The sequence below is a fragment of the Paenirhizobium cremeum genome, assembly GCF_047553425.1.
Classification (GTDB): Bacteria; Pseudomonadota; Alphaproteobacteria; order Rhizobiales; family Rhizobiaceae; genus Allorhizobium; species Allorhizobium cremeum.
In genome coordinates, this window is record NZ_CP180217.1 from 298,200 (window position 1) to 324,860 (window position 26,661).

The 26,661-nt window shown below is 60.4% G+C and carries 25 protein-coding genes; 16 read left to right on the top strand and 9 right to left on the bottom strand.

Annotated elements, in window-relative coordinates; genetic code table 11:
• The first annotated feature begins 222 nt into the window (after window positions 1–222).
• The 7 genes from ACLBKR_RS01470 (at window position 223) to rem (ACLBKR_RS01500) (ending at window position 7,620) form a co-directional block, all read left to right on the top strand.
• Window positions 223–1,191 carry a flagellin gene (locus ACLBKR_RS01470; protein ID WP_113425363.1) on the top strand — a complete coding sequence of 323 codons (969 nt, stop codon included), beginning with the start codon at window positions 223–225 and terminating at the stop codon, window positions 1,189–1,191.
• A gap of 199 nt (window positions 1,192–1,390) precedes the next feature.
• Window positions 1,391–2,032, top strand: a complete 642-nt coding sequence (locus ACLBKR_RS01475) for a hypothetical protein (protein ID WP_113425364.1) — start codon at window positions 1,391–1,393, stop codon at window positions 2,030–2,032.
• Entirely contained in the window at window positions 2,025–3,314 is a 1,290-nt protein-coding gene (locus ACLBKR_RS01480; protein ID WP_113446801.1) for a MotB family protein, read from the top strand. Before ACLBKR_RS01475 ends, ACLBKR_RS01480 begins: the two co-directional genes overlap by 8 nt.
• Before the next feature lie 63 nt (window positions 3,315–3,377).
• Window positions 3,378–4,664, top strand: coding sequence for a chemotaxis protein (locus ACLBKR_RS01485; RefSeq protein WP_414900359.1), 1,287 nt, complete (start codon window positions 3,378–3,380; stop codon window positions 4,662–4,664).
• Window positions 4,661–6,160: a flagellar hook-length control protein FliK gene (locus ACLBKR_RS01490; protein ID WP_113446803.1), complete on the top strand. Its 1,500-nt coding sequence runs from the start codon at window positions 4,661–4,663 to the stop codon at window positions 6,158–6,160. Before ACLBKR_RS01485 ends, ACLBKR_RS01490 begins: the two co-directional genes overlap by 4 nt.
• The gene (locus tag ACLBKR_RS01495) at window positions 6,090–6,677 is read left to right on the top strand and encodes a lytic transglycosylase domain-containing protein (RefSeq protein WP_414900362.1); all 588 of its coding nucleotides are present in this window, start codon (window positions 6,090–6,092) and stop codon (window positions 6,675–6,677) included. Before ACLBKR_RS01490 ends, ACLBKR_RS01495 begins: the two co-directional genes overlap by 71 nt.
• 271 nt (window positions 6,678–6,948) lie before the next feature.
• Complete coding sequence (gene rem / locus ACLBKR_RS01500) at window positions 6,949–7,620, top strand: transcriptional activator Rem (RefSeq protein WP_112831947.1); 672 nt, start codon at window positions 6,949–6,951, stop codon at window positions 7,618–7,620.
• Between the two features lie 173 nt (window positions 7,621–7,793).
• Here the strand turns inward: rem (ACLBKR_RS01500) and ACLBKR_RS01505 are convergent, their stop codons facing one another.
• The gene (locus tag ACLBKR_RS01505) at window positions 7,794–9,953 is read right to left on the bottom strand and encodes a DUF1217 domain-containing protein (RefSeq protein WP_113448906.1); all 2,160 of its coding nucleotides are present in this window, start codon (window positions 9,951–9,953) and stop codon (window positions 7,794–7,796) included.
• Between the two features lie 364 nt (window positions 9,954–10,317).
• Here ACLBKR_RS01505 and flhA point away from each other — a divergent pair, with 364 nt between their 5' ends.
• From flhA to ACLBKR_RS01545, 8 genes are all read left to right on the top strand, one after another.
• Entirely contained in the window at window positions 10,318–12,408 is a 2,091-nt protein-coding gene (gene flhA / locus ACLBKR_RS01510; protein WP_112830925.1) for a flagellar biosynthesis protein FlhA, read from the top strand.
• Window positions 12,405–13,157 (top strand): flagellar biosynthetic protein FliR, encoded by a 753-nt coding sequence (gene fliR, locus ACLBKR_RS01515; RefSeq protein ID WP_112830924.1) that lies wholly within the window; start codon window positions 12,405–12,407, stop codon window positions 13,155–13,157. The genes flhA and fliR overlap by 4 nt, the downstream gene beginning before the upstream one ends.
• A 9-nt stretch (window positions 13,158–13,166) precedes the next feature.
• Window positions 13,167–13,577 carry a hypothetical protein gene (locus tag ACLBKR_RS01520; RefSeq protein WP_113426794.1) on the top strand — a complete coding sequence of 137 codons (411 nt, stop codon included), beginning with the start codon at window positions 13,167–13,169 and terminating at the stop codon, window positions 13,575–13,577.
• A 188-nt stretch (window positions 13,578–13,765) separates the two neighbouring features.
• Window positions 13,766–14,338: a rod-binding protein gene (locus ACLBKR_RS01525; RefSeq protein WP_414900365.1), complete on the top strand. Its 573-nt coding sequence runs from the start codon at window positions 13,766–13,768 to the stop codon at window positions 14,336–14,338.
• A 27-nt stretch (window positions 14,339–14,365) separates the two neighbouring features.
• Window positions 14,366–14,734 carry a hypothetical protein gene (locus ACLBKR_RS01530; RefSeq protein WP_112830921.1) on the top strand — a complete coding sequence of 123 codons (369 nt, stop codon included), beginning with the start codon at window positions 14,366–14,368 and terminating at the stop codon, window positions 14,732–14,734.
• The gene (locus tag ACLBKR_RS01535) at window positions 14,731–15,264 is read left to right on the top strand and encodes a hypothetical protein (protein ID WP_112830920.1); all 534 of its coding nucleotides are present in this window, start codon (window positions 14,731–14,733) and stop codon (window positions 15,262–15,264) included. The genes ACLBKR_RS01530 and ACLBKR_RS01535 overlap by 4 nt, the downstream gene beginning before the upstream one ends.
• Window positions 15,265–15,431: 167 nt before the next feature.
• A complete protein-coding gene (locus ACLBKR_RS01540) occupies window positions 15,432–16,889 on the top strand; it encodes a glycosyltransferase family 2 protein (protein WP_414900368.1) in 1,458 nt (485 codons plus the stop codon).
• Window positions 16,890–16,925: 36 nt separating this feature from the next.
• Window positions 16,926–18,743 (top strand): FkbM family methyltransferase, encoded by a 1,818-nt coding sequence (locus tag ACLBKR_RS01545; RefSeq protein ID WP_414900370.1) that lies wholly within the window; start codon window positions 16,926–16,928, stop codon window positions 18,741–18,743.
• Between the two features lie 133 nt (window positions 18,744–18,876).
• Here the strand turns inward: ACLBKR_RS01545 and fliQ are convergent, their stop codons facing one another.
• From fliQ to rem (ACLBKR_RS01585), 8 genes are all read right to left on the bottom strand, one after another.
• The gene (gene fliQ / locus ACLBKR_RS01550) at window positions 18,877–19,143 is read right to left on the bottom strand and encodes a flagellar biosynthesis protein FliQ (protein ID WP_112830917.1); all 267 of its coding nucleotides are present in this window, start codon (window positions 19,141–19,143) and stop codon (window positions 18,877–18,879) included.
• Window positions 19,144–19,236: 93 nt separating this feature from the next.
• Window positions 19,237–19,665, bottom strand: a complete 429-nt coding sequence (gene flgD, locus ACLBKR_RS01555; RefSeq protein WP_112830916.1) for a flagellar hook assembly protein FlgD — start codon at window positions 19,663–19,665, stop codon at window positions 19,237–19,239.
• Window positions 19,659–20,105 carry a flagellar biosynthesis repressor FlbT gene (flbT, locus tag ACLBKR_RS01560; protein WP_112830915.1) on the bottom strand — a complete coding sequence of 149 codons (447 nt, stop codon included), beginning with the start codon at window positions 20,103–20,105 and terminating at the stop codon, window positions 19,659–19,661. The genes flgD and flbT overlap by 7 nt, the downstream gene beginning before the upstream one ends.
• A complete protein-coding gene (gene flaF, locus ACLBKR_RS01565; protein ID WP_112830914.1) occupies window positions 20,102–20,449 on the bottom strand; it encodes a flagellar biosynthesis regulator FlaF in 348 nt (115 codons plus the stop codon). The genes flbT and flaF overlap by 4 nt, the downstream gene beginning before the upstream one ends.
• Before the next feature lie 52 nt (window positions 20,450–20,501).
• On the bottom strand, window positions 20,502–21,530 hold the full coding sequence (locus ACLBKR_RS01570) for a flagellar hook-associated family protein (protein ID WP_414900373.1): 1,029 nt from the start codon (window positions 21,528–21,530) through the stop codon (window positions 20,502–20,504).
• 2 nt (window positions 21,531–21,532) lie between these two features.
• The gene (gene flgK, locus ACLBKR_RS01575; RefSeq protein WP_113341135.1) at window positions 21,533–22,975 is read right to left on the bottom strand and encodes a flagellar hook-associated protein FlgK; all 1,443 of its coding nucleotides are present in this window, start codon (window positions 22,973–22,975) and stop codon (window positions 21,533–21,535) included.
• Between the two features lie 19 nt (window positions 22,976–22,994).
• Window positions 22,995–24,263, bottom strand: coding sequence for a flagellar hook protein FlgE (locus ACLBKR_RS01580; protein WP_112830911.1), 1,269 nt, complete (start codon window positions 24,261–24,263; stop codon window positions 22,995–22,997).
• Window positions 24,264–24,503: 240 nt separating this feature from the next.
• The gene (rem, locus tag ACLBKR_RS01585) at window positions 24,504–25,175 is read right to left on the bottom strand and encodes a transcriptional activator Rem (RefSeq protein ID WP_112831947.1); all 672 of its coding nucleotides are present in this window, start codon (window positions 25,173–25,175) and stop codon (window positions 24,504–24,506) included.
• Between the two features lie 595 nt (window positions 25,176–25,770).
• On the opposite strand from rem (ACLBKR_RS01585), the gene ACLBKR_RS01590 reads away from it, so the two are divergent.
• Complete coding sequence (locus ACLBKR_RS01590) at window positions 25,771–26,592, top strand: WecB/TagA/CpsF family glycosyltransferase (protein ID WP_113425863.1); 822 nt, start codon at window positions 25,771–25,773, stop codon at window positions 26,590–26,592.
• Window positions 26,593–26,661 lie beyond the last annotated feature (69 nt).

Genomic DNA, 26,661 nt, shown 5'->3' on the forward strand with positions numbered 1-26,661 from the left:
TTTCGAAATCCGTATTTCCTCGAAAAATTACTGCATGCCTATTTATTTTCATGGTCGACCAAGATTTTATCTTGTCACTGTTTCCATCTTTGGTTAACCATAATTAACTTCGAACCATTCAGCACGACGTGCCCGTTCTCGATTCGGGTGGCATGAAGCCGGAGCGTCGGTGCCGTTTTCTGCTCGGCATGTCCCCCTGTCGCAACATCGGGTTGGTGGAACATGTCCAACGTCATCATGACGAGCTACACGCAGAGTGCACTCCAGACGCTCCTTTTCGCCAGTGATTCTCTGGAAAAGACTCAGTCGAGAAGTGATTCCGGTCTGAAAATCGCCTCCGCTGCGGATAATGCCGGCTATTGGTCCGTCGCCACAGGCATGAGATCGGACAAGAGCATCGTCGGCAGTATTGCCGATGCGCTCAACTTGGGGGCGTCCAAGGTCGATACGACCTATGAAGCCGTCAACTCCGCCATCGATATCCTCGACCAGATCACCTCTTTGCTCGAGACGGCTTATGAAGAAGGCACCGATCGGACGACGCTCAACACGTCGCTGAAAGAATTGAAGGGAAACCTGCAGTCTGTCACGCAGGCGGCAACCTTCTCCGGCGACAACTGGCTCTTTAACTCCGATGCGACCATGATCGATAGTTACACGGTTCCCGCATCCTTCCAACGCTCGGTTTCCGGCTCGGTCGCCCTCAACTTCATCAGCATCGAGAGCAGCCAGTCGACGCTGATCGACACGCAGGATGCAGGCCGCGGTCTCCTGACCGGCGCCATTGACGCCGATACCCTGGACCCGAATAACTCCACGGGAACGCCGCGCAACTACTACTTGCTGGACGTCGGTTCTGCGACGCCGGCGACCGGTACCGAAATAAGCTTGTCCGACGCGACAACGACGGAAGAACTCGACGACATGATTTCTGTCGTCAGCTACATGAACGATCAGTTGAACCGGCTCGCCAGCTCGCTCGGTTCCATGTCCAACCGTATTGACCAGCAGGTGACCTACGCGGCCGCGCTTCAGGATACTTTCGATGAAAGCATCAGCCGCTTCGTGGATACGGATATGGAAGAGGAATCGGCCAAGCTTGCCGCTTTTAAGACCCAGCAGCAGGTGGCTTCGGAAGTCCTGTCGCTCATCAACAGTCACCAGCAGTCGCTTCAGGTTCTCTTCAGTTGATCGGTGATGGCTTGGTCCATCCTCGCACAAGTTTGGCGTCGTAATTCCTCTCAAGCATTGATGATCGCCCGATTCCGTTCGGGTGTTGTGCGTGAATACCGTTGATGAGGAACGTCGTGGCTGAAATCGCTTGCTTTTACAGATCGATGGGACGTCTCAGCCGGTCGGGCCGCGTTATTTGCCGCTGCGGAGCCTCCGCATGAGCGTCCTTCTGTCCCGCCTCAAGGATTTCAGCCCGGCGGCTCCGCCGCCGCCGACGGATTTTCTGTCCGCCGGTCAGGATGATTTCCCGCAGTCCGACCTTCTTGTCGCCCCGGCGGAGGAGCCCGTCGATATCGAGGCGGAAAGAAGAGAGGCCTTTGCCGAGGGGCATGACGCAGCCGAACGCGAACTGGGCGAAAAGCACCGGCAGGCGATCGAAGCCATGGATGCCAGCCGGCGCGAGGAGCTGGATAGTCTCGCACGCAAATATGAAGTCGAACTGGCCGGCTTGGTCGGCCGGACTTTTGAACAGATGACGGCTGCAGTCGCCGAAGCCGTGGAGACTGCGGTCGCCCGGGTGCTCGCGCCTCTGGTGGAGGAAAGGGTTGCAATCCTGACGGCCGCCTCCTTCGCGTCGAAGGTCGCAGAGGAAATCGGGCAGGGTACGGTCGCCAGGCTCATGGTTTCCGGCCCCGAACGTCTGCTCGAGACCGTAAGGGAACGGCTGCTGGCACTGGACGCGGCCGTGGACTTCCGGGAGACGCCGGAGGTCGATCTGTCGTTCCAGATGGGCGATTCCGCCCTCGTGACGCGGCTGGGCGCTGTAGTCGAAGCCATGGAAGGGCGCATGGATGAGTGAGGGCGAGAACCATCATCGCGGCAAGAACGAGATCATCATCGTCAAGCGCCACAAGGGCGATCACGATGGTGCACATGGTGGCGCCTGGAAGATCGCCTATGCCGACTTCATGACCGCCATGATGGCCTTCTTCCTTGTGATGTGGCTGGTCAACGCCGCGAACGAGGAAACCAAGGCCTCCATCTCCAGCTATTTCAATCCAATCAAGCTCACTGACGAGACGCCCAGCCAGAAGGGTGTCAAGGAGCCTGCCAAGGAAGCCGAGGGCGAGCAGACAGCCCAGAAATCCGAAACCGAAGCCGAGAAGCCGGAAGATGCGGCCGCGGCGGCGTCCGGCGATGACCTGACGGCTTCCTCCGGCGAGAACACGCGCTATTCCGAAGCCGATTTCTTCGAAAATCCCTATGCCGTTCTCGCCGAGATCGCGCAGGAGGTCGGCCAGCAGGCGAATGTCAGCGTCAAGGGCGAGGGCGGTGCCGCCAATTCCGGCCCCTCCACCGGCGCGTCCGGCGGCGAGGCCTATCGCGATCCCTTCGATCCGGACTTCTGGAGCAAGCAGGTCGCCGGTGGGCCGGCGGCCAACACCATGCCCGAGATCCAGGACAGCAAGCTGCCGGACACCCCGATCCAGCAGACCGAGCAGGCCATAGCCGCGCCCGGACAGGAAACGAAACCCGACGACGGCAAGGACGAAGCGCCTGCCGAGGTGGCCCTGGCATCCCCGGAAACCGCGCGAAAAAAGCCTGAGGAAGATGCGGCGGCGGAGAAGACCGAGCCTGCTCCCGCCGAGGATGCCGCCGAGCAGCTCCCGGCAACCCCGGAACAGAAGAAGGAAGCCGAACAGTTGCGCGATGAGATTTCCCGCTCGCTGGCCGGAGTGCCTGGCAAGCTTGCCGAAGGCGTTGTCGTGACGCCCTCGGAGGGCGGCACGCTTCTTACCATCTCGGAACAGTCCTCCGGTCCCATGTTCGATATCGGTTCGGCCGTGCCGCAGAAGGAACTGGTGCTGGCGATGGAAAAGATCGGCGCGATCCTCAAGGACCGACCGGGCTCCATCATCATACGCGGTCACACCGACATCAGGCCCTATCGCGGCAAGGGCGACAACTGGAGCCTCTCCATGGATCGCGCCCACGCGGCCTATTACATGCTGGTGCGCGGCGGCTTGCAGGAGGACCGCGTGAAGCAGATGTCCGGTTTTGCCGACCGGCGCCTGCAGACGCCTGACGATCCCATGAACGGCGCCAACCGGCGCATCGAGATACTGATCAGCGACGGTTAAGGCGCGGCGATGACACGAGCACCCCAAGGCAGCGCTTTTCGTTTTTTGATCTCGGCCGCGGTGATGGCCGCATGGCCTGGCGTCGCCTGGTCGGATAGCAACCTGTCTCCCTATAAGATGCTGCGTTCGCTGCAATTCATGCAGGACGCGGTGGTGCTCGGCGATCACTCGGCCGGCGACATGCAGCGCTTCATGCTGGAGACGATCGACGCCCGCCTGCGTTCGGCGGATGCCGAGACCTTCAGTGAGCCGCGCAACGCAGATGCGGCGCTCGTCTATGCGATGAGCGGCGGCAATCCCGCAACGCTCAGCTATCTCGTCGCCCGCGACGTCGACGGCAATTTCGATCCCCGCGTCGTCAACGTCCTGCAGAAGTATTTCGACGGACGCGGCATGCAGGTGGCGAAATCGATCGGCGAACTGGTGCCGGAATACCGTCGTACTGCGCTCGGCCCATATCTGGCGCTGATCGCCGGCAACATCACCTTTCCGAGCGATGCAAAGACGGCGCTCGGCTTCTTCGACGAGGCCCGTCTCGGTGCGCCGGGAACGATCATCGAGGAAGCGGCTCTTCGCCGCTCGATCGTCGCCAGCATGGGCGTGTCCGAGGTGGAGAAGGCGCTGTCCTATTCCCGTCGTTATGCCCGCAGGTTCGTCCACTCGCCCTATTCCAACCAGTTCGCCGATCTCTTCGTCGAACTGGTGGTCAAGCATTACGGCGTCGTCTCCGAACAGGATGTCGGTGATGTGCTGGAACCGATGGATACGGCCCGTCGGCAGGAAATCTATCTGCGGATCGCCCGCGCCGCGACCTTGCGTGGCAATCAGGAACTGGCGCGGCTCTCCGCGAGCGAGGCCCAGCGTCTGAGCGGATTGCTGGATGGCAGCGGGCAGCCGGTCTTGCCCGGTCTTTATGAGGGGGTGGCGAGCGTCTCTTCCTCCGACGTGGTGTCGGCCATCGACAAGCTCTCCGCCGTATCCGATGCGGCTCTCTCGGAGCGCGACAGAGCCTTGCGCAAGGCCGCCCGCGCCATCGCCGAGCAGATCTTGCAGCCGCCCGTCATAGACGATCCCATCAGAACGAACGACCCGCGTGCCGGAGCGACGGGCCAGGCGGTCCTGGCGCCTCCGGTGCCGGCCCTGCTTCCCTCTGAGGACGAGCAGCAGGCCGTCTCCGTCGAAGCGGCGCCTGAACCGGCGCAAGCCGAAAACGAGTCCGCCGTCCAGGCCGCATCCGGTGATGCCACCACAGGCGGGGCAGGGGAGCCCGTCCTCGATTTTGTCAAGCAAAGTCGAGGCAGGCTTGGAGAAATTGACGCGCTTCTTGAACAGGAAGGCAACATCAAATGATGAACGTCGTGAACACTGCCGCGAAAGCAACTGCGGATATGGCCACCCTCACCGGCGCGGGCGGGAAGACTGCCCAGGCGGCGGATGGCGACAAGTTCTCCGAGACCCTCAACGCCTTCGATGGCGAGAAACCGGCGGCTTACACGGCGGAAGAAGACGCAGGCAGCGTCACCCAGATGCCGCCGGACGGCGAAAACCTTGACGTTGCCGCGGATGCCGATGTCGAGATCGCGTCGCCTCGCATGCCTTCCCTGCCTCCGGAAAGCGATCTCGCTTCCCTCAGCGAACAGATGCTGGCCGGGCAGGGCGCGCAGCAGAACGGAACGGATGCCGCCGGCACAAAGACCGCCGATACCGGCGCCCGGAAAACCGGCGCAAGCTCGCAGCAATTGCTGGAAATCGCCGCCGCTCTGGCCATGTCGACGGCGGACGGGGCTGCCACCGACGGCAAGGCGCTCGCGGCGGCGCTGAAGAAATTGGCGGAAGGCTCGAAATCTGCCTCCGATCTTCCGGTGGAAGGCGAGGGCGAGCTTGCCGATGCGGCCGCGACCGATGGCACGACCGATACCGCGGCACTTGACGACATGCTGTCCTTGCTGTCGCTGACGGCAACCGGCGCGCCCGCGGAACAGGCCGCCGCCGTTTCGGAAACTGCCACGGCGCAGCAAGGCGCCCTTGAAGGCGTCGAGGCGCAGATAGCCGGCGCCAAGGGCCTTCCCGAGAATGCCGGACAGGCAGGCATTGCGGGCGAGGATGCGGAACTCGCCGAAGACGGGGCCGTCTTCCGGTTCCAGAAGAGCGACACGGCCACTGCCAGCGTCGACATGCATATTGCGCCGGCGGCGGATGGAAGTGTCGATGTGGACGTTTCTGCTGCTGTCAGCAAGGAGGCGCCGGTGGTGCAGGTGGTCGATTCCCGACGCTATCTCGGCCTCGCGCCGAATTCCAATGCCCTCGCCGTGGCCTCGACGATCGCCAGCGATCCCCAATGGGCCGGCGCCATGGACCCGGCCTCGAAGCTCGCCAACACAGCGCTCTACGCGGGCACCGGCAATGTGGTGCATACGCTGAAGATCCAGATGAATCCCGTGGAACTCGGACACGTCACCGCCACGATGCGGCTCGTCGGGGAAGAACTCAGCATTCACCTGACCGTGCAGAGCGGCAGCGCCTACCGCGAACTGACCAACGACAGCAGTTCCATCATGGATGCGCTGAAGGCGCAGGGGTTCAGCGTCGACCAGATTTCGGTCAGCATATCCTCGTCGTCCGACAGGTCCGGTGACAGCGCCACAGGCGGACGGCAGACCCCGGACATGGGACAGCAGTCCCAGCAGCAGGGCAACCGGCAGGGCGGCGGCGAGGCGCGCCAATCCGATCAGTTCGCAAGGACGCCTGCCGGCTCGTCGACGACAGGAGGCAGTGATGCAGGCATGGTCGAAGACACTGGCGCTACCGGTGTTGGCACTGCTCGCCCTGAGCACGTTTACCTCTGAGAAGGGGGAGGCTTCCGCCCGTGTCTGCGAGCGGCAGATCGAGAGCGCTGCGGCCCGTTACGGCATTCCGGAGGGTATTCTCTATTCGGTCGGCCTGACGGAAACCGGCCGCAAGGGTTCGCTCAGCCCCTATGCGCTCAATATCGAAGGCAAGGCCTATTTCCCCGCGTCGTTGCAGGAAGCCTACAACATGTTCGCCGACGCCCGCAGGCGCGGCGCCAAGCTGATCGATATCGGCTGCATGCAGATCAACTATCACTATCACAGCGAGGAATTCTCCTCGGTGGAGGAAATGTTCGATCCCGCAAGCAACGTCGCCTATGCGGCGCGCTTCCTCAGGAACCTGCAGGACCGGCACGAGACCTGGACGATGGCCGTAGCGCGCTATCATGCCGGTCCGAACAATGACCCGGCCCAGCAGAAATATGTCTGCCGCGTGATCGCCAATCTGGTTGCGACAGGCTACGGGAAGTGGACGCGGGGTGCTGCTGCGTTCTGCGGGAAAGCGCAACCCTGAGGGGAATCGCGTCGGCAACGCAAGGACGATCCGATAAATCGGGCAGGAATTTGGCAGCCGCCGGCGATCAATATCGCATTTGCCTCATTTAATGTTTTCCACCGGAAAATTGTGGGCATATTAACCATGCACCACTAAATCTAGTGCAAATCGGCCCCCAATGGTTAATCAATTGTTAATTAATCCCCGCAACTTTCCACCATTGTCTCGGATTCCACCGATTCGTACTCCTAACTCAATCGTGGCACTACACTGATTCGGAGGCGGACGAATGATCGTAGTAGTTGACGAGCGAGAGCTCGTGACCGAGGGATACACATCCCTCTTCGGAAGAGAAGGCATTCCATCAACCGGCTTCGACCCCGTCGAATTCGGCGAATGGGTCAATACCGCGGCGGATGCCGACATCGCGGCCATCGAGGCATTCCTCATCGGCCAGAGCAACGATACCCTCGCCCTGCCGAGGGCCATTCGCGATCGCTCCCGAGCCCCGGTCATTGCGGTCTCCGACCAGCCATCCCTCGAGACGACGCTCGCCCTCTTCGACAGCGGCGTCGACGACGTCGTGAGAAAGCCCGTCCATCCCCGCGAGATCCTCGCCCGGGCCGCCGCCATCCGGCGCCGCCTCACCGCCATCTCCTCCTTCACCGATATCGGACCGATCCGCGTCTTCTCCGACGGCCGCGATCCCGAAATCCAGGGCGAGGTCTTCCCGTTGCCCCGTCGCGAGCGGCGCATCCTCGAATACTTGATTGCAAACCGCGGCCGGCGCGTCTCGAAGTCCCAGATCTTCTCCGCCATCTACGGCATCTTCGACGAGGACGTCGAGGAAAACGTCGTCGAAAGCCACATCTCCAAACTGCGCAAAAAACTCCGCAAGAAACTCGGCTTCGACCCCGTCGATTCCAAACGCTTCCTCGGATACTGCATCGACTGGAAGTAAAGCCGCTTCCACCGCGGGCGGAGGAACCGCCCGCATCGCCACCGCCGCCTCCCTAAAACGGATCGCAGAATTAAAGAACCGTAGCGAGTGATCGCTGCGGTGTTTGTTTGTACTGACAGAGGCGATTTGCGCAGCCGTCCGTTCCGGCCGCAGGGCGGAGCCCGGCTCTTCCGTTACTTGGCCGAAAGCTGTGCGACGGCGAGCAGCGTATCGGCGCTGATCGAGTTCACCCCGGTCAGGATCGACAGGGCGGCGGAATCGGTGGTGCCGTTTTCCGTGTCGTAGAGCGCGGTGTAGCGCTTCACCAGTTTCTCGACATATTCGGGGTCCTGGAGCTGTTCGAGATCGATGAAGTTCTCGACGGTGCTTGCCTGCTTCTCGACGTCCTGGCTCGAGAAGTAGTCGGACATGCTGAAGGCGGTGTTGAAGAATTCCAGCAATGCGTCGTCGCCGAGAATGTCGTAGGCGCTGGTGATCGAAGGCGCCATGCGCTGGAAATAAAGGGCAAGACGGACGCCCTCGTTGGCGTCGCCCTGTTCCTCTTCCAGGGTCTGGCGGAGGTATTTGTTGACCGTCTCGAGCGTGCCGCCCCGCTGCTGGATCGTCCCCACCGGATCGCTCGACAGGTTGCCCTCGCTGTCGAAGTTGAACGAGGCGACGATTTCCGCGAACGTATTGTCGGAAAGCGTGTTCACGTAGCTCTTCGAATCCGTCAGGTCGGACTCGAACATCTGGCGCAGTTCTTCACTCGTCACGCTCTCCGGATCGATACCCTTCGCCTCGAGCACGAAGCTGGTGAGGCGCTCGTCCGCCAGGAACTGGTCCAGCGTGGTGATCGTTTCCATCTGCGTTTTGTAATATTCGATTTCCTCGTCGGCGGCTTCCTGGGCATCATCCAGCTCGGTGCCTTCCAGGAACCGCGTCTTCTGGTCGGTATAGGCCGAGGCATAGTCGTTGATGACGTTCTCGGACTGGACGAGGAGAGGTACCTCGATCTCGCCTTCGGAATTGAAGTTGAACGCCTTCACGAGATTGACGTAACGCTCGTCGTCGAGCGTGTTGACATAGCTGTCCTCGTCGTCGACGTCGCTGGCCAGGATCTTGCGAAGTTCCGACATGCTGACCTCGTCGGGGTCGATGCCGTAGGCACGCAGCGCGACATCCCAGATCTCGGTGACCTCGTCGTAGGTATCGTCGTTGTCCGTATTGTCGTCGCTCTCGTAATAGTCGCTGTTGGTCGTCAGGAAATCGTCGATATTGGTGACGGCAGCGATACGGGTCTCGAAATTGGACAAGGCGTCGTCGACTGCGGCCTGCTGGTCTTCCTGGAAGGCGGTCTTGTACTTGCTCGCCAGCGAGGTGATCTGATCGCTGCTCAGGGCGCTCTCGCCCGAGGTGACGGTTCCATCGGTCTCGAAGTTGAAATAGTCCAGAAGCTCGGTGTTGCCATATACCGAGGCGAAGCTCTCATTCGACATCAGGCTTGCGACGCTCGACGCCATGATTGTGTCGCGCAGGCCAAAAGCCGTCTTGACGTAGGACAGCAGCCGCTCGTCGGACACCAGTTCGGTGGCGGTCGTCACAGAGGCGGCATTCTTCTCCCAATAGGCCTGGTTCGCCTCATAGAGCAGGTCCGACGGATAGGTCGATGCATTGTAGATATAGTCGAGGCGGAGATCCTCGATCTGGTCGCTGGTCTGGGCCGAGCCGTTGACGCTGCCGTCCGTGTTGAAGTTGAAGGATGCCGCCAGTTCTCGCCAGGCGTCGCTGCTTGCCTGGTTGGCAACGCTGTTGGTGTCGGAAAGATCGCTGGTCAGGACCTGCTTCAGGTAACTCTTCGAGGTGTAGGTCGCATCCAGCCCGAAGGATTCCAGCACATAGCTGCGCAGCCGGTCGTTGCCGATCAGCTGGTCGACGCTGGTGATGCTGCCGATCTTGCTCTCGTAGTAGTCGATTTCAGTCTGGATCGCATCTTCTTCCGCCGCAAAGGAATCCTCATAGGCGGCAAGCAGGGTGTCCGTCTGCACGGAGGTCTGGGCCTTCGCCGTCTCGCCGGAGAAATTAAAGGCGGCGGCGAATTCCGCGTAGCGGGTGTCGGTCAGGCTGTTGGCGAAGCTCGAATCGTCCGTCAGGTCGCTTTCGAGGATCTTCTTCATGAACGCCTTGGCGTAGGTCATGTCCTCAAGACCATAGGCCTTCATTGCATAGGAGAAGAGCCTGTAGTCGTCGACGAATTCGTCGACGGTCGTGACCTTGCCGATGTTTTCTTCGTAGTAGGCGGTGTCGCGCGCGACGGTCGATTCGTTGGCCACCCGGTTCAACGAGGTATTCATATCCCTGTTGACAAGGAGATAGCTCGTATAGGTCGAAAGCGTGGTCGTCGACGTCACCGGGAGCCCTTCCGTGAAGAAACGGCCACATCATGGCCTGCCCAAGGCGCCCACATTGCGCGATTATCCATCTACCCGCTTACGCCATAAATGTTAACAAATAATTAACGCGCCGCCTCAGGCCTTAACGGTCCGGGCATTTCGAAACACCCCTCTGGAGGATTTTGGCCACTCTCGCGCAAGCTTCAATCTCTAGGCTCCCGGGTGGACTGGATTGCCTCGCGACCTGAAAACGCGCGTCGGTCGCCAGTTTCACATGAACGTGAAATCGAAGTCTTTGCTGATCTCATGACGAGACGGAGCAGGAATGGCCACTCCCCCTAGTGTTTTGACTATCCCGAAAGTTGCGCCGCGCGGCCGCGATATCGGCTTTGCCCTCGGTATCGTGGTCATCCTGTGCATCCTGTTCCTGCCAATCCCCCCGTTTCTGATCGACATGGGGCTTGCCTTCTCGATCGCCTTCTCGGTGCTGATCCTGATGGTGGCGCTGTGGATCCAGCGACCGCTTGATTTCTCGTCCTTCCCGACCATTCTTCTGATTTCCACGATGGTGCGGCTGTCGCTCAACATCGCGACGACGCGTGTGATCCTTTCCCATGGACATGAGGGACACGGGGCTGCGGGCGGCGTCATCGCCGGTTTCTCCAGCCTGGTGATGTCCGGCGACTTCGTCATCGGTCTGATCGTCTTCCTCATACTGATTACGGTGAACTTCATCGTCATCACCAAGGGCGCCACCCGTATCGCGGAAGTCGGCGCCCGCTTCACCCTCGATGCCATCCCCGGCAAGCAGATGTCGATCGATGCCGACCTTTCCGCCGGTATCATCGACGAAAAGGAGGCCCAGCGCCGGCGCAAGGAACTGGAGGAGGAAAGCTCCTTCTTCGGCGCCATGGACGGTGCATCGAAGTTCGTGCGCGGCGACGCCGTCGCCGGCCTGATTATCACCGCCATCAACGTCTTCGGCGGCATCATCATCGGTTACTTCCGCCACGGCATGGAAATCGGCCAGGCAGCGGATGTCTTCGTCAAGCTGTCCGTCGGCGACGGTATCGTTTCGCAGATTCCGGCCCTCATCGTCTCGCTGGCCGCCGGCCTTCTCGTTACCCGCGGCGGCACGCTCGGTTCCACCGACCAGGCCGTTATCGGACAGCTCAGCGGTTACCCGAAGGCCATGTCGGTCGCTGCCGTGCTGATGGCTGTGCTGGCTCTCATGCCCGGCCTTCCCTTCCTGCCGTTCATGTTCCTGAGCGGCGTTCTCGCTTTCGGCTCCTGGTTTATTCCGCGCCAGATCGAAGCCGAGAACAAGGCGCTTCGCGAACAGGAAGAGAAGAAGGCCGTCCACAATCAGGAGGCCGAGCGCGACACCGTCAAGAACGTGCTGCGCACGACGGAAATCGAACTGGCGCTCGGCAAGCACATCTCGCCGCGCCTGCTCGGCGCCCATCAGGAGCTTGCGTTCCGCGTCGGGAAGATGCGCAAGAAGTTTGCCGCGCAATACGGCTTCGTGGTTCCGGAAATCAAGGTCACCGACGATATCGCCATTCCGGACAAGTCCTACCAGATCCGCATCCACGGCACGACGGTCGCCGCCAATACGCTGCGCGTCGGTGAAGTCCTGGTGATTACCGGCAAGGGCCGTAAGCCGACCGTGCCGGGCGACGAGGTGCGTGATCCCGCTTTCGGCATGCCGGCGGTCTCAGTGCTGGAAAACTTCGTCGAGGACCTCAAGCGCGAGGGTTTCCACCCGATCGACAATATCTCGACGCTTCTTACCCATGTGAGCGAGGTCATCCGCAACAACCTGCCGATGCTGCTCTCCTTCAAGGACGTGAAGATGCTGATCGAGCGGCTCGATCCGGAATACAAGAAGCTTGCCGACGAGATCTGCTCTTCGCACATGTCCTATTCCGGCCTGCAGGCCATCCTGAAACTGCTGCTCGCCGAGCGCGTTTCGATCCGCAACCTGCATCTCATTCTGGAAGCGGTGGCCGAACTTGCGCCCCATCTGCGCAAGACCGAGCAAATCGTCGAGCACGTCCGCATCCGCATGGCGCAGCAGATCTGCGGCGATCTCTCCGACAACGGCATCCTGCGCGTCGTACGCCTGGGCACCAAATGGGACGTGATCTTCCAGCAGGCGATCAAGCGCGACGCCAAGGGCGATGTCATCGAATTCGACATTGATCCGCGCCATGTCGAGGAGTTCAGCGCCGAAGCCAGCAAGGTTATCCGTGAATTCATGGACGAAGGCCTGCCCTTCGTACTTGTCACGCTGCCGGAAACGCGCTCCTATGTGCGCATGATTACGGAACGCCTCTTCAGCACGCTGCCGGTACTCTCGCACGTGGAATTGGCCAAAGGCACAGAAATCAAGATTCTCGGCTCCATTTCATGATTTCAGATCCGCAGGGGACCATCATGGCGCTGTTTCTGGCGTTCTGCCGGATCGGTGGCTGCATGATGACCATGCCGGGCTTCTCATCGGCGCGCATGCCGATGCAAATCAGGTTGTTCCTCTCGCTGGCAATGTCGATCGGTCTGCTGCCGCTCTTCTGGGACATCCTCTATCCCCGGGCAACCGGGGATTCTGTTACCTACATCACGCTGATCTTCTCGGAGACGCTGACCGGGGTCATGTTCGGGCTGATCGCCCATCTCTATACACTCGGCATGCAGTTCACCGGCACGGTGGTCGGCATGATGATTTCCTTCAATGCCCAGCCGACCTCCGACCCGCTTGAGGACACGCCCGAAAACCAGCTCACGAGCATCATGACCTTCGGCGCCCTGCTGGTTCTCTTCGTCACGGATTTCCACCACATCATCATCAAGGCACTGGCGGACTCCTATGTCGCCCTGCCGGTGGGGCGGATGGTAGACCCCCAGCAGATGCTGATTAGCCTGACCGACACCATGAGCGCCACGCTGATGATTATGTTGCGGCTGGCAAGCCCCTTCCTGCTGTTCGGCCTGCTCTTCAACGTCGTGGTTGGTCTCATCAATAAGCTGGCGCCGCAGATCCCGCTCTATTTCATCTCCACGCCCTATGCGCTGTTCGGCGGCCTCCTGCTTCTCTATTTCGGCATCGCGGCGATGCTGGACCAGTTCGTGCAGGCCTTCGGGCCGCTCTTCAGCAGCCTCTAGGAGAGAGCGATGGTCGGCGACGAAAAATCGAAGAAGCTGAAGCGACTGGTGGCGGTGCAGCGCCATATAGAGAAGATGGCCGAGAACGAACTCTCCATGGTCATCCGCGAACGCAACGAGGTCGCGGAAGCAACGGTACGCACGGTCGGCGTCATGACCTCGCTCGATCCGCTGCATCGGCCGCTGTCGCGCCACTATCTCGAGCGATTTTCCCGGCTCACCAGCAGAGACAAGCAACTCGGCCACCTCCAGAGGGCCCAGGAAAGCCGCCTTGCCAAGGAACGGAAAAAGGGTGACCGGCTGGAGGAAAAGATGAAGGACGCGCGCGAGGCGGAACAGCGCGTGGCCGACGACAACGCCGTCTACGACCTCGTCGAACTGACCATCGCGCTGGCGCCTGCCGATCGCCAGGCACGTTAAGCAAAGCGTATAAGCGTTTTCAACGCTGCGACACTGCATTGAAACAAGGGCTTGAAGCGTGCGGAGCGAAGCTGAGAGATCGCGATTCGCATGAGAGGCAAGTCTTTCAAGGCAAGTGCTAAAACACACCAGCCTCCAGCAAGCTTTGGGTGACATGATCGCCGGACCTAACGCAGAAGGAAGACGACGTGGCAATATCTCCTCCCAGCGACCTTGTTCTCGATGTGGTCAAGGCGGCCGATCCCAGTGATCTGCTGGCGGCCAGGGAAAAACTGCGAGCGACCAGCGCCGCGAACGAGGCGGCGGTTCTGACCGCCAGCAATGCCGGCTTCGCATCGATGATCGGCACTGCCGGAAGCGCCGCGTCGAAAGCCGGTCTCGGCAATGCCCCCGTGCCGGACAGTGACGGCAAAGTGCCCGAGACCTACCACAAGTTCGAGGCCAGCATTCTGTCGACCTTCATTCAGGACATGATGCCCAAGGAGAGCGAGGAGATCTACGGCAAGGGCTCCGCCGGTGAATTCTGGAAGAGCATGATGGCCGAGCAGATCGCCAACGAGGTTTCGAAGCGCGGCGGCATCGGCATCGCCGAACAGGTCTACACTCAGTCGCTGCAGCGCGAGCGTGCCGAGGCTCCCAACGCCGTGACCGACCAGTCCGACCGTGACATGGCAATCAGCATGATTACGGACTTCCAGCGCAAGACGCTGCTCTCTTCCGAGACCGGGACGAGCGCATCCGCCGACAACAAGACAAGCTGAACACAGCACGCCAAGGGGTGAAATAAAATGGAAGTAGTCAACAGCGATTACCGTATCAAGACGGTGCTCGGCCGGCTCGAGGTCATCATTGACAACGAGAACCAGCGCATCGGTACGGATCCGGATTTCGATTTCAAGGTCTCGAACGCCCACAAAAGCCGCTGCCTCTACGAACTGACGATGCTGTTCCGCGACACCGATACACGGGAAATCGCGGCGGCCTATCTCGAACAGCTTCATAGCCTGAAGGCCAAGCTCGACCTGAATGCCCGCCGGGTGGAAGCCCATATGCGCGCCGTCCGCGCGGTGACCGAACTGCTGAAGAATGCGGCCCAGCAGGCCGATGACGACGGCACTTATTCGCAGGAACAATTCCTCGTTCGTGAGCGGAAATGATCAAGATCCTTCTCGTCGGCCTGTGGGTTTGCGCTCTGACACTCGGCGGTGTCTATGCGGCCGTATCGCTCGGCGGCAAGCCGGATGAAAATGCCGAAGCCAAGGTCGAAACGCCAACCGAATACGTGAGCGGCGAGACACTCAGCCTTCCTGTCGTCAGCGACGGCGAGGTCTCCGGCTATTTCCTGGCCCGCCTTTCGGTGATCGTCGACAGCGACAAGGCCAAGAAGATCCATGTGCCGGTCGCTCCCTACATCACCGATCAGTTGTTCGGACTTTTGGTGGGCGACAAGCTAATCGACCTTCCCAATACCGGCAGGCTCGATGTCGCCGGCTTCAAGACCAGGGTCAAGGACGGCATCAATGCACAGTTCGGCGAGGAAATCGTAACAGGCGTGATCGTCGAGCAACTCGATTATCTCTCGAAGGCCGATCTGAGGTCGGAAGATCCAAGCCGCAGATCCCACACCGTCAAGATCGTCGAGGGCGAGAAACCGCCCGAGGCAAAGTCCGAAGGCGCTTCGCATTGAAGGCTCGCTTCTGCCGCAGTTCCGGTATTTTTCGTGCGAAATCGAGACACTGCCCCACGCTGCGGGACCGATCCGGTCGATCCTCGCCCGGACCTTCCCGAGAGGCCCCTGCGTATCGTCAAACATCTGCTTAGAGAGCAGCCAACTTCGTTCGAGGCTTTATTCCCATGTCCGAAAATACGCAGTCAGGAAAAGCGCTGATCTACATGACGGCGAGGAACTGCGAGATGTATGCGGCCGCGTCTCTTGCCAGCCTGGCCCGTCAAACGCATGACAATCTTCATGTCCTCTACATCGACGACGCCTCGGAAGATGCGACGGGTGATATTGCGCGCCGGTATCTGAGGGAGCTTTTCCCCGGCAAACATTCCTACATCCGTAACGAGAGCCAGTTCGGCAAGGCCCGCAACGTCTGGGAACATCTCGTGCCCAGGGCGAAGGACGCCGAGTTCATCGCGGTACTCGACGGGGACGATCAGCTCGTCGACTTCGGCATTCTCGAACGCATGGCGCAAAGCTATGCCGCAGGCCGTGACGTCGTCTGGACCAACTACATCACCGATTCCGGAGCAGTGGGCGGCAACGGCCCGCTCAATCCCAACATTCCGCCGCGTCAGCAGGGCTGGAAGACAAGCCACTTCTTCACCTTTCGCGCGAGCCTGCTTGGAAATGTGCCGGAGCGCTATCTGAAGGACAGCACCGGAGCGTGGTTTCCCGCCGCCTGCGATATTGCGCTCGCCTTCCCGATCATCGACCAGACCCGCGAATACGAATTCATCCCGGTCAATGCCTACCGCTACACCGCGACGAACCCGTATTCCCACCATAATCTCGACCCGACCTCGCAGGGCCTCAACTCTGCCGTTCAGCAGCGTTGCGCGCAGGAGATCCTGCACAAGCCGCCGCTGCCGCTCGTCAAGGGCGGACGGGACGCTCAGGCCGCTGCGGGCAGCATCGAGACTTCCTCCGGAGCGCAACTGGCAAGGTTTGCCGAGCCATCGGCGGTCTGGGGCGAGAAGGCCGCCGACCTTCTGGTCGTGGCATGCCCCACTCTTCTCGATGCGCAGGCGGTCGTCGGAGGCAGTTCGCTGACGCCCATGCAGGTCTGGACACTGTGGCAGTTCATTTCCAGCGGCAGGTCGAATAGGATCCTACATGTCGGCGCCGCCAGTTCCGCCGTGTTCCTGGCCGCTCTGACCGCCGCAGCACAGGGCGTGACGCTGACCTGCCTCACCTCGTCGTCGGAGCAGGCGGAACGGCTGAGCGCAAAGCTGGCCGTCAGCGGCTTCTCCAGCGTTGCGGAGATCGTCGAGGCGACCTCCGCATCCGTGACCGTGGGCAGTGTGACGGCGCCCTTCGCCGATACCAAGGCACTGTCTTCGGAAGCGAAATTCGATCTCGTCATCGTCGATGTCCGCGAGGAAGAAGCCGAAGGAAACTGCGCGTCGGTTTCCTTGCCAGCCATCGCTCCCCTCCTCGAACCGGCGGGCTTCAGGCTTGGCGTTCTGACGAGGGAACGGGCTTCGGCGGAATTCGCCGTCGACGGATGGCGTCGCCTGAGTTCCGGCCTCAAATTCTGCCTGGATGGCATCGGCGGCACCGGCCTTGTGGTTGTCGGCGGCTAACAACGTCCAGTTCGCCCAGCGGGGGAAAGATTGCAAATGCCTAATACCGTAAGCGCCACATGCGAAATCGAGGTCAACGAGACGCGGATCGCATTTCATCTTCCGGATTCCGAAGATCACATCCAGAAGCATATCCTGCGCAGCCGGACGTTCTACGAACAGCGGATGCTCGAGGATATCGCTCCACTGATCCCTGATGGAGCGCTGGCCATCGACGCAGGCGCCAATATCGGGAACCATACGCTGTTTTTCAGCAAGGTGCTCGGCGCCAGCGTCCTGGCATTCGAGCCGAACCCGCAAGCCCTTGCCGTGCTTTCCGCCAATATCGAACTCAACGGGCTGAAGCAGAAGGTGGAACTCCATGCCGTCGCGCTTGGAGAGACCGCCGGAAGCGGCCGCATCGTCGATACCAACAGCAGCAATCTCGGCATGGCCCAGGTGACGCAAGACTCGGGCGGCGACATCGAAATCGTCAGTCTTGACGAGGTTGTCGGCGACCGTCTGGTCAGCCTCATCAAGATCGACGTCGAAGGCATGGAATGCGAAGTGCTGAAAGGGGCGACGGAAACCCTCAAGCGCTCGAAGCCGGCGCTGATTATCGAGGCGGCGACCGTCGGGGCCCTGCGGGAGATCGAAGCCATCCTGCGTCCCTTCGGCTATCGCAAGATCAAGGTTTACAATCACACGCCGACCTATCTGTTCAAGATGGTCGATCCCGTCGCCTATGCCGGCGAGCGCGCTCTGGACCTGATTGCGCCAGAGGCATTGGCCGCACTTCCGCCGACCACCGGCATCTATGCGGGCATGGCCACTGTTGCGGGAAACGAGATCGCGATGCGGGCAGCCGTCAATTCGCTTCTGCCGCAGATCGACAGGATGTTCCTCTATCTGAACGGCTTCAAGGAAGCGCCGGAATTCGTCCGCAGCCACCCGAAGATTACCTATTTCATCGATGAGGATGGCAAGCAGTATGGCGATGCTGGCAAGTTCTGGGGGCTGGAGCAGGTCAGCGATGCGCTTTACATAACCTGCGATGACGACATCATCTATCCCGACGATTTCGTCGAGCGAATGATTGCGGAACTAGCCTCTACTGGCGGGCGAAGCGTCGTTTCCGTTCACGGCTCGATCATCTTGCAGCCGGCGACAACCTATTATGCCGAAGGCAACCGGGCGGTATTCCATTTCCAGCAGGGTCTGCTGCGGCGGCGTCTGGTTCATGTGCCGGCGTCCGGCACGAGCATGTTCCATTCGAGCGTCATCACGATGAAACTGAGCGATTTCCGGCATCCCAACATGGCGGATATCTGGCTCTGCGAGTTCCTCCAGCGCAACCGGATTCCCGGATATGTCGTGCCGCGTCGGCAGAACTGGCTGGCCGCCATCGATGTCAAGCGTCCGACGATCTATGACCAGTCCCGGCAGTCCTCCGGTTCGGCCTATGACAGTTCAAGACGGCAGGACGAGGTCCTGTCCCGGCTCTATCCGCTGACCCTGTTGCACACGAAACAAAACCCATCGGCCGTCCTGCTCGACGCCGACAGGACGGTCGATATCCCGGCCCTGCTGTCGGGGCTTGCCCTGGACGATCGGGACCCGGTCATTTTCGTGGTCTGCGAGACCGTTACCGATGCGGTCCGCAGGACCATCATCGGGAAAGGTACCCGCAAGGAAATCCACCTTCTGTCGAGAACTGCGCCACTATCCGCTCTGTACCGCCAGTTGCTGACCGAGGCATCGCCATACATCAAGACGTGGAAGATCCATGCCGGCATGCGTCCGGAAAGGATTACCATACTGGACTGGCCCCAGTGGCTCGATGACCATTTTCCGGCAAGCCTCGAGACGGCCTGAACGAAGCACGGCCGGGCCAGGCCGGAAACGCCGGCCATAACCCGGACGGAAGTTTCACCGTATTGGAACAACGAAAGAGCCCCCGCCGATGGATGATGCATCGGCGGGGGCTCTTTTCATTGAACGCAGCGGATCAGAAGCCCGATTGCACGCGCGAGAAGACGAGGTTGGTGAAGAGCGAGATCTGGGCGCCGACAAAGGGCGCCGACAGCGCGATGGCGACCATGACCGCGATGATTTTCGGCACGAATGTCAGCGTCATTTCCTGAACCTGGGTCAGCGCCTGGATCAGCGCAATCGCCACGCCGACCACCATGGCGGCGAGAACCGCAGGACCGGACGCAACGAGGATCGTCCAGATCGCGTTGCGCAGGATGTCGAGAGCGTCAGCTTCGTTCATGGCGTACTTCTTTGGCTCATAAAGCAGAAAAGACCGGCAGTGCCGACCGCCGGTCTCCCAGAATTTTAAGAATAGCCGATTCTCGACCTCGGATTAAGAGGCCACCTCGCCGACGATGATGCCGTTTTCGATGGTGATCTCTTTTCCATCGGTGGTGGTTGCGACCATGCCGTCCGAGGTGACGGAAACATAGGCGACGATCCCGGTGGTCTCGCCGTCGGCGCTCTCGAGTGCCTTGCCCACGTAGGAGGCGGCATTGGCGAGATTGCTCTGGCCGATCATGGTTTCCAGGTTGCTGTTGGTTTTGATGCTCTGCTCGACCTGCGAGAAGGTCGCGAGCTGCGAGATCTGCTCGCTCGCATCCATCGGATCGGTCGGGTCCTGGTTCTGCATCTGCGCGATTAGAAGCTGCAGGAAGCTGTCGTAATCGAGCGAGGCGGAGGCCGCATCGTTTGCCGCCGTCGACGAGCTGGTCGACGTCGTGGAGGTGGTCGAGGTGGTGGAGCTGACTGCTGTCACCATGGTGCGATTTCCTTTCGGAGTTCCTTGACGACTGCGGGTGTGATTTCATTGTTGCTGAGGATGGCCTCCTCGGCGGGGTACAGCGAGCGGATGGCCTTCAGCGCATCGAAGGTACGGCCGGACGAGACCTGGGCATCGATGCGCTTCAGTTCCGCGCGAACCTCTTCATTGCGGAAGCAGGAGAGAAGCATGGTGATCGACTTGCGGAAGAGCGCAAGCGACTGTTCCTTCCCTTCCGGATTGATGAGGATCATCTGCGCGATGAAGTACAGCTGGCGCAGAGGCGTCGTCGTGTCTTCGGGCTGAAGGACATGGTTCTCCAGCAGGAAGGTGACGTCGTTGAGAAATTCAATGGATACCTTGCGATCAACCCGCAGGACGGCGCCGTTGACGAAGATCTTTTCGCCTGATTTCAAAGAGAGGCGTAGCGTGCTTTTCATTTCAATCCATCCCTGATGATGGTGGTCACGTCAATGATGGCCTGGTAATTCTGCGACTTGCGCTTGCGTATCTGCTCGCACTCTTTGAGAATCCAGATTGCTATCGAGATTAGGTTGGCTCTCAGTTCAACACTGAGTTCGTTTTCCGGCTGCTTCAGGTCTTCTATGAAACGCAACCATACACGGCGCGTGTAGTAGATTGCCTCGATCGCTTCCTTGCCATACCGCTCTGCTTCTTTCGCCGCTGTGAGATATTCGATCGACCGCGTTAAAACCTGGCGTTCCCTTTCTCTGGCGAGGGTGAGATCATCTTCCATGATCTCCGCATATGAAAACTGGAACATCTACTTTTCCTTCATGGCTTTACAATTCCGTCGCTCATCAACGTCGATGTACTCAGAGATAGTTTACAAGGCTGAGGTTCAGTATCTTGGAAGTTATGGTGTAGGAGGTCTCGATCTGCGTCAGCAGCGTCGTCAACCGCACCGATGCCTCCTCGGTATCCACGCCGATCAGACCCGTCAGCTGGGTGTCGATGATCGACTTCTGCTGTTCCATGTATGTGTTGGCCTTTTCCACGCGCTCCTGCGAGAGACCGAGCAGGGAGCGCTGGCTGTCCAGCCCGGTGATCGCCGAACCGGCATAATCGGTGGCCGCCGTATTCACGACGCTGAGGGCGCTGGCGTTCAGACCAGAATTCACAAGCTGTGACGATACCACCGCGGCGAGCACAAGGCTCTTGAAACCATCGGTATTGGCGCTTGTCGATGTCGATACGGTTTCCGATGTGCTAATACGCGTCGACATTGTGGTGTCAGATGCGTTAGTCCAGGACGACCAGTTGAACGCAGTTTCATAGTCCGACAGAAACTGCGCCATCTGCGTTTCGGTGACGTCGGCGTTCGATGCAATGCCGTTCGCCGTCTTGAAGGTGGCAAACGCCGTGTTGAAGTCGGCCGTGATATCGGTGATGAAGCTGTCGTCCAGCGTCTGCACGTCCGTGCTGATACCCGAGAACAGATATTCGCCGTTGACCGCGGAATTGGTGTAGCTGACGAAATTTTCGAGCGTTGCCATCGCGGTGTCGGCCGCGACCTGAAGGCTGCTCGAGTCCGAGTTGCCGCTGAGCGCGATGATGGAGTCCAGCAGGGACTGTGAGGAGCCCGACATGTTTTCCAGCGCCAGCTGCGAGGATTCCATGCGCTGCTCGGCAAGTGCGTTGGCATCGATGATCGACTGCAGCCGGCTGCTTTCCCGGGAATAGTCGACGCTCGTCGATGTCCGGGTGCCGAGTTCGAGGCCGACGTCGGCATAGGTGCCGGTCACCGATTCCACTTCGAGCTTGGAGACTTCCGCCATGGAGTTTGACGTTGTCAGCTGCATGGCCTTGCTGATGGCCAGCGAGGAGATATTGGTGGTCTTCATGGTTAGCTCGCGGCCTCCATAAGGCTTGCCAGCATCTCGTCGATCGTCGACAGCAGCTTGGAGGCCGCCTTGTAGGACTGTTCGATGTCGAGCAGCAGGATAAGTTCTTCGTCGAGGTTCACGCCGGTCGCGTTGGAATAGGCTTCCTCGGACCGGTTCAGCATCGCGGACGTGTTTTCGGCCGCGGTCGTCGCGTCGCTGCGATATTCCTGGACCCAGCCGATCGAGTCGCTGGTGAAATCGAGCAGTGTCGCGTTGGTGGAGATGTCGGCGTCGGCATCGAACGCCATCTGTGTTTCGAAACCGGCCACGTATTTGTAGAGCAGGTCGGAATAACCTGCGGCACCTTCGGTGTTCTGGTCGACGCCGGCGATGTCGCCGTCCCTCAACGTGTTCGGGTCCGCCTGGGCGGCGGAGGAAACGGTAATCAGGCCAGCAAGGCCCGGAATGATGTCGGCAGTCTCGAAATCGACCACCGAGGCATCGACGGTGGTGAAGAGGCCGGCAATCGCCGCGCCGCCGGCATCCGTCTCCGAGAAGAGCAGCATCGTGCCCCGGGCGATTTCGTCCAGCTGGTTCTGGTAGCCCGGATAGACCTCGTCGCGCAACTGCAGGAGCGCCTGGAGCGACCCCGCGGCGGAAGTGCTGCTGCCTTCGCCGGCCGGCAGTGCCACGCCGTCGATATAGACGGCATTGCCGACGGTATTGGCGTCGTAGGCCGGGGTGGCGTCGAAGGAAACCTCTCTCGGCACGGTCTCGAACAGCGTGACGCCCGTCGTGGTGTAGATGGCGATATCGTTGTTGTCGCGCACCGTGGTCGAGATGCCGATGATCTCGGAAATCTGCTTGAGCAGGCTCTCGCGGGTATCCAGCGCGTTATTGGCATCCCCGCCGGAGGCCGTGGCCGACTTGACGGCGTTGTTGGCCTTCTCGAAGTCGGAAAGAAGCTGGTTGAGCGTATTCACCGTGGTGGCGATATCGCCGTCCGTGTCGGTGCGAAGCTCCTGGACGGCCTGGGTCTGCTGGTTGAGCGAGGTTGCGACGTCATTGGCGGCCGCCACTGCGGCCGCGGCCAGGGTAGCGTCGCTCGGCGAGGCCGCGTAGGTCTGAAGGGCTTCGCGCAGAGCCGTGAGGGCTTCCGACGGCGTGGCGGAATATTCATCGCCGCCCATGACAGAATTGAGTGTTTCGAGACCGGCCAGCAGGCTTTGCTGGCCGGAGTCGTCGGAGATGGATTGCAGGACCTGCTTCAGCAGCGCCGCATCTTCCGTGCGTTCCACCTTCACGGTGGTGGCGCCGGTATAGGCGTTCGTGGTTGTCACCGCAGTGCGTCGATTGTAGTCGCTCGTCGTGGCGCTCGAAATGTTCCCCGATACGACCGAGGTTTGCGTCGATGTATTGCTGAAGATTGACTTGGTTGTATTCAACGCGGAAGCGAGTGACATTCACGATCTCCTGAAAGGATTACCGGGCCAGATTGATGAGAACATCCATCAGGTCGGAACCGGTCTGGAATACCTTGGAGTTTGCCGAGTAACTGCGCTGGGCCTCGATCATTTCGGTCAGTTCCGAAGCGAGGTCGACGTTTGATGTTTCGAGTGCGCCGGCGACGATTTCGCCGAAACCGGAAGAACCGGCAAAGCCGATGGTGACGACGCCGGAGGTGGCGCTGGTCCGGTAGACGTTGCCGGAATAAAGCGTCAGGTTGTCAGGGCTTTCCACGGTTGCGAGCGCGACCTGGTAGAGAGCCTTCGGGTCGCTCTTGGCGTAGGTTCCGTAAACCGTGCCGTCGGAATCGATCTCGATACCCGTCATGGCTTCTGCCGGGCTACCGTCGGCGCTACCGTCGGAAATGGCCGATTCTGCCGAGAGCTGGGTCATGCCGGAAAGGTCGAAGCTGATACCGTTGACATCGATCGAGAAGGTCGTGGTGCCATCGACCGTGGCAAGCTTGCCGAAGCCGTCGAAGACCAGTTCGGCGGTGGTGATCGCGGCCGAGGAATAAGGGAAGCTGCCGCTGCCGGAGGTGTTCGCATCGGCGGCGTTGTAGACCGCGACTTCCCAGGTGCCCGCGGCGGTCTTGGTATAGTAGAAATCGTAGGTGATCGAGGCGCCGACGGCATCGTAGGTGGTGACCGAGGTCTTCAGGATGCTGTCGGAATCGACGTCGACGCTGGCATTGTTGTCGCTCGCATAGGCGCCGGCGGCGACGATGTCGGCCGAGTAGTTGAGGTTGCCCGTCAGAGAGCCGCTGGTGGTGGCGACTGCGGTCAGACCCGTGTCGGAGATCGTGATCGGCGTGAGACCGTCATAGGAGTTGACGACCGTGGTCGGCGTGCCGCTGCTCGCCGAATAGCCCATCAGGATGTAGCCGGCATCGTTGACGAGATTGCCTTCGTCGTTGAGCGTGAAGGAGCCGGCGCGCGTCAGAAAGATATTGCCGGCCGTATCCTGCACGATGAAGAAACCTTCGCCCTGGATGGCAAGGTCGGTACCCGAGGTGGTGTATTCGAGCGCACCCTGTTCGGATACGGAATAGGAGACATTGGTTTCGACGCCGCCGGAATTGTAGTTGCCCGAGGTCGAGGGCAGAACGAGCGACGAGAAAGATGTCGAGGCTTTCTTGTATGCCGTGGTGCTGGAATTCGCGATGTTGTCGCCGACCGTGCCCAGTCGGTTCGCTTGCGCGTTCATGCCCGACACGGCGGTCTTCATGGTTCCAAAAAGGCTCATTTCGAATCCTCGTTTTAGTGGTTGCCTCACGTTAGGTATCGTTCCTTGCGTGAAGCTGTCTGAAATACAGGGTTGAAAAAGCTTGCTTCGGCCAGCCGCATCATGGCCGAACTTGACCTGCGATCCGGCTCTCGATCGAGACCCGGAACTCCGCAATGACTGAACTGTAACGCTGATGTTTTTCGGCCATGGCCGGCGGTGGCGATGCGGGCGGTTCCTCCGCCCGCGGTGGAAGCGGCTTTACTTCCAGTCGATGCAGTATCCGAGGAAGCGTTTGGAATCGACGGGGTCGAAACCGAGTTTCTTGCGGAGTTTTTTGCGCAGTTTGGAGATGTGGCTTTCGACGACGTTTTCCTCGACGTCCTCGTCGAAGATGCCGTAGATGGCGGAGAAGATCTGGGACTTCGAGACGCGCCGGCCGCGGTTTGCAATCAAATATTCGAGAATGCGCCGCTCGCGACGGGGCAGCGGGAAGACCTCGCCCTGGATTTCGGGATCGCGGCCGTCGGAGAAGACGCGGATCGGTCCGATATCGGTGAAGGAGGAGATGGCGGTGAGGCGGCGCCGGATGGCGGCGGCCCGGGCGAGGATCTCGCGGGGATGGACGGGCTTTCTCACGACGTCGTCGACGCCGCTGTCGAAGAGGGCGAGCGTCGTCTCGAGGGATGGCTGGTCGGAGACCGCAATGACCGGGGCTCGGGAGCGATCGCGAATGGCCCTCGGCAGGGCGAGGGTATCGTTGCTCTGGCCGATGAGGAATGCCTCGATGGCCGCGATGTCGGCATCCGCCGCGGTATTGACCCATTCGCCGAATTCGACGGGGTCGAAGCCGGTTGATGGAATGCCTTCTCTTCCGAAGAGGGATGTGTATCCCTCGGTCACGAGCTCTCGCTCGTCAACTACTACGATCATTCGTCCGCCTCCGAATCAGTGTAGTGCCACGATTGAGTTAGGAGTACGAATCGGTGGAATCCGAGACAATGGTGGAAAGTTGCGGGGATTAATTAACAATTGATTAACCATTGGGGGCCGATTTGCACTAGATTTAGTGGTGCATGGTTAATATGCCCACAATTTTCCGGTGGAAAACATTAAATGAGGCAAATGCGATATTGATCGCCGGCGGCTGCCAAATTCCTGCCCGATTTATCGGATCGTCCTTGCGTTGCCGACGCGATTCCCCTCAGGGTTGCGCTTTCCCGCAGAACGCAGCAGCACCCCGCGTCCACTTCCCGTAGCCTGTCATGCGGCGCCGGCCGGGGGCGGGCAGACATCGCGACCGGCTCCATGAAAGAAGGGTTAACGCGGCAGCCCGAATCTTAACGGTAAGTTTAAAGTGGCTTTCAGCCGTGCCTGCTAAGACTGCGCCATCGTTTCTCGTATTGCGTGGCGTCATGCGGTCATTCGTCCATATCCGATCCCTGCCGGGCTTGCTGGCGGTTCCGTTTGCCGGTGCAGCCTTGCCCGAGCCTGTGCTGCCCTGCGCCGCAGGATGCGGGAGGCCGGCATGAATCCGTCTCCGACCTTCGCTCTTCTAGCGCCCCGCCTGCCGATCTTCGGCTGCTCCGTTTACGACCTCAACTGGGACGGTGCCCTTTCTTTCGTCAACGAACTCGCGAACCTGCCGGTAGGTCAGGCCCATGTCACCTTCCTCAACGCCAACAATGCCAATATCATGCTGGCGGATAGGGAATTCCGCGAGGTTCTTGGCCGCTCGATCGTGCTGCCGGATGGTGTCGGCCTCGATATCGCCTCTCATCTGCTGAACGGCGAGAAGTTCGTGGCGAACCTGAACGGCACCGATTTCGTTCCGGCGCTTTTGACCTATATGGTGACCCCGCGGCGCATCGGCCTGATCGGCGGCTCGCCGGAGGTTCTCGCGGCGGCGACGGCGGGTTTCCAGCGGCACGCCCCCTGGCACAGGTTCATCCCGGTTTCCGACGGGTTCTTCGACAAGGGCGATTGCACCGAGATGCTTGCCGCTCTTGACGCCGCCGAACTCGACATCCTGCTCGTCGGCATGGGGACGCCGCTTCAGGAAAAGTGGGTGGACAGCAACATCCGGCCGGAGCATGCCCGTGTCGTCATGAGTGTCGGCGCGCTCTTCGATTTCGCGTCCGGTCGCGTGCCGCGCGCGCCGTCCTGGCTGCGCAGTATCCGCGCCGAATGGGCCTATCGCCTCTGGCTGGAGCCGGAACGCCTGTGGCGCCGTTATATTCTCGGCATTCCTGTCTTCCTCTACCATGTGCTGCGCCACAAACTGTCCGAACGCAAGGACCTGCCGGGCGGTTCCGGACGCCGCCATCCCGCCGGCGGCACCAAGGCATAGCAGCCTTGCCGCCGCTGCCTCTTGCAAATTGCCCAATTTTGACAGCATAGGGCGGAGACAGGCAAATCC

Coding starts and splice junctions, on each gene's coding strand:
- ACLBKR_RS01470 (WP_113425363.1), top strand. CDS start 223: ATGTCCAACGTCATCATGACGAGCTACACGCAGAGTGCACTCCAGACG.
- ACLBKR_RS01475 (WP_113425364.1), top strand. CDS start 1,391: ATGAGCGTCCTTCTGTCCCGCCTCAAGGATTTCAGCCCGGCGGCTCCG.
- ACLBKR_RS01480 (WP_113446801.1), top strand. CDS start 2,025: ATGAGTGAGGGCGAGAACCATCATCGCGGCAAGAACGAGATCATCATC.
- ACLBKR_RS01485 (WP_414900359.1), top strand. CDS start 3,378: ATGGCCGCATGGCCTGGCGTCGCCTGGTCGGATAGCAACCTGTCTCCC.
- ACLBKR_RS01490 (WP_113446803.1), top strand. CDS start 4,661: ATGATGAACGTCGTGAACACTGCCGCGAAAGCAACTGCGGATATGGCC.
- ACLBKR_RS01495 (WP_414900362.1), top strand. CDS start 6,090: ATGCAGGCATGGTCGAAGACACTGGCGCTACCGGTGTTGGCACTGCTC.
- rem (WP_112831947.1), top strand. CDS start 6,949: ATGATCGTAGTAGTTGACGAGCGAGAGCTCGTGACCGAGGGATACACA.
- ACLBKR_RS01505 (WP_113448906.1), bottom strand. CDS start 9,953: ATGAATACCTCGTTGAACCGGGTGGCCAACGAATCGACCGTCGCGCGC.
- flhA (WP_112830925.1), top strand. CDS start 10,318: ATGGCCACTCCCCCTAGTGTTTTGACTATCCCGAAAGTTGCGCCGCGC.
- fliR (WP_112830924.1), top strand. CDS start 12,405: ATGATTTCAGATCCGCAGGGGACCATCATGGCGCTGTTTCTGGCGTTC.
- ACLBKR_RS01520 (WP_113426794.1), top strand. CDS start 13,167: ATGGTCGGCGACGAAAAATCGAAGAAGCTGAAGCGACTGGTGGCGGTG.
- ACLBKR_RS01530 (WP_112830921.1), top strand. CDS start 14,366: ATGGAAGTAGTCAACAGCGATTACCGTATCAAGACGGTGCTCGGCCGG.
- ACLBKR_RS01535 (WP_112830920.1), top strand. CDS start 14,731: ATGATCAAGATCCTTCTCGTCGGCCTGTGGGTTTGCGCTCTGACACTC.
- ACLBKR_RS01540 (WP_414900368.1), top strand. CDS start 15,432: ATGTCCGAAAATACGCAGTCAGGAAAAGCGCTGATCTACATGACGGCG.
- ACLBKR_RS01545 (WP_414900370.1), top strand. CDS start 16,926: ATGCCTAATACCGTAAGCGCCACATGCGAAATCGAGGTCAACGAGACG.
- fliQ (WP_112830917.1), bottom strand. CDS start 19,143: ATGAACGAAGCTGACGCTCTCGACATCCTGCGCAACGCGATCTGGACG.
- flgD (WP_112830916.1), bottom strand. CDS start 19,665: ATGGTGACAGCAGTCAGCTCCACCACCTCGACCACCTCCACGACGTCG.
- flbT (WP_112830915.1), bottom strand. CDS start 20,105: ATGAAAAGCACGCTACGCCTCTCTTTGAAATCAGGCGAAAAGATCTTC.
- flaF (WP_112830914.1), bottom strand. CDS start 20,449: ATGTTCCAGTTTTCATATGCGGAGATCATGGAAGATGATCTCACCCTC.
- ACLBKR_RS01570 (WP_414900373.1), bottom strand. CDS start 21,530: ATGAAGACCACCAATATCTCCTCGCTGGCCATCAGCAAGGCCATGCAG.
- flgK (WP_113341135.1), bottom strand. CDS start 22,975: ATGTCACTCGCTTCCGCGTTGAATACAACCAAGTCAATCTTCAGCAAT.
- ACLBKR_RS01580 (WP_112830911.1), bottom strand. CDS start 24,263: ATGAGCCTTTTTGGAACCATGAAGACCGCCGTGTCGGGCATGAACGCG.
- rem (WP_112831947.1), bottom strand. CDS start 25,175: ATGATCGTAGTAGTTGACGAGCGAGAGCTCGTGACCGAGGGATACACA.
- ACLBKR_RS01590 (WP_113425863.1), top strand. CDS start 25,771: ATGAATCCGTCTCCGACCTTCGCTCTTCTAGCGCCCCGCCTGCCGATC.